The organism is Nguyenibacter vanlangensis (assembly GCF_013376155.1).
Lineage (GTDB): Bacteria > Pseudomonadota > Alphaproteobacteria > Acetobacterales > Acetobacteraceae > Gluconacetobacter > Gluconacetobacter vanlangensis.
Map to the genome: position 1 here is coordinate 1 of NZ_JABXXP010000577.1, position 1805 is coordinate 1805.

Sequence of the window (1805 nt, forward strand, 5' to 3'; positions counted from 1 at the left end):
CGCGGGGCGGCGGCGGTGATGGCGGCGGACCTGGCGCATACCGCCTGGGCCGGGCCGCGCGTGCAGAGCTGCGGGGATTGCCATCTGGCGAATTTCGGCAGCTATGCCTCGCCCGAGGGGCAGCCGGTTTTCGACCTCAACGATTTCGACGAGACGCTGCCCGCGCCGTTCGAATGGGATATCAAGCGGTTGGGGGCCTCGCTGGTGCTGGCGGGGCTGGAGGCGGGGCTGTCGGAGGACAAGGCGCGCGGCCTGGCCGAGGCGGCGGCGCGGGCCTATGCGGGGGAGATGGAGCGTCTGGCGCCGCTGACGCCGATGGAGATCTGGACCAATCGGATCGACCTGATGGCGGCGATCGACGATTTTTCCGACCGGAAGGCGCGGCGGCGGATGCGCGCGCTGCTGGAGGCGCGGCTGGAGAGCGCGACGCTTCATTTCGGGCTGGTGGCCGACGACCGGGGGGCGCCTTCGCTGCGCGAGAAGCCGCCGCTGGTGATGCGCCTGCCGGAGAATGACGACGCGGTGCGGGGGGCCTTTGCCCGCTATGTCGCCACCCAGCCGCCCGAGCGCGGGATCCTGCTGTCGCGCTATCGGCTGCGGGATGTGATCTTCAAGGTCGTCGGGGTGGGCAGCGTGGGGACGTTCTGCGCCATCGGCCTGTTCGCCACCGCGGACGGCGACACGCTGCTGCTGCAGATCAAGGAGGCGCAGGATTCGGTGCTGGCGCCGTTCGCCGGGGCGTCGAATTTCCGCAACCAGGGGCAGCGGGTGGTGACGGGCCAGCGCATCATGCAGGCGGCGGCCGATGCGTTCCTGGGCTGGACTCACAGTGCCGAGCAGGACGAGGCGGAGGATATCGTCCGTTCGTCGGGCCATTCCCTGAGCCATTCATTATCGGGGGCGGGGAGGCAATTCTATGTCCGCCGGGTGAAGGATACGCGGCTGGCGGCGGTGGGCGCCGAGTTCGTCGCGGATTCGCTGCCGGATTACGCGCCGCTGTGCGGCCGTACCCTGGCGCGGGCGCACGCGCGCACCGGCGACGTGGTGATGCTGTCGGCCTATCTGGGCCGGGGGCGGGCTTTCGCCGAGGCGATCGGTGCGTTCTCGGTGCTGTATGCCGAGCAGACGCGCCGGGACTGGAGCCTGTTCAAGGAGGCGATCGCGGCTGGACGCCTGCCCGCCTGGTCCGGGGCCGCCTGACCGGCGGCCCGGGGACGATGGGGATGCTGGGGGCGCGATTGACGCACCTGATGCGGGGCCTGGCGGCGCGGGGCTCCGGGGGGATGTGGGCCGCCGGAGAGATGCGGGTCGCCTGGGCGAAGGATGCGCTGGCGGGGCTGACCCTGGCCTCGATGAACATTCCGCAGGTGCTGGGCTATACGCGCATCGCGGTCATGCCGGCCGTCACGGGCCTGTATACCGTTCTGCTGCCGCTGGTCGCGTTCGCCGTGCTGGGATCGTCGCGCCACCTGGTGGTGGCGGCGGATTCGGCGACGGCGGCGATCTTCTCGAGCGCGCTGGCGCCGATGGCCGCGCCGGGCAGTCCGCATTACGTGGCGCTGGTGGGGATGCTGACCCTGCTGTGCGCGGGGTTCCTGCTGGTGGCGCGGCTGTTTCGGCTGGGGTTCCTGGCGGATTTCTTCTCGCGCACCGTGCTGGTCGGGTTTCTGGCCGGGGTGGGGGTGCAGGTGGGCATCGCCATGAGCCGCGACATGCTGGGGGTGGCGGCGCCGGCCCATGACCCGTTGCTGCAACTGGTGCAGGTGGCGCGGGCGCTGCCGCGGGCGCAGGGGCTGACCGCCGCG

Annotated in this window: 2 protein-coding genes; both read left to right on the forward strand. The window is 71.4% G+C overall.

The window, feature by feature from the left end:
• On the forward strand, positions 1 to 1200 hold a 1200-nt coding region (locus tag HUK84_RS16830; protein ID WP_176641301.1), incomplete at its 5' end, for a DUF2252 domain-containing protein.
• Between the two features lie 83 nt (positions 1201 to 1283).
• Positions 1284 to 1805 (forward strand): SulP family inorganic anion transporter (locus tag HUK84_RS16835; protein WP_246285750.1); only part of this gene is annotated, 522 nt, incomplete at its 3' end.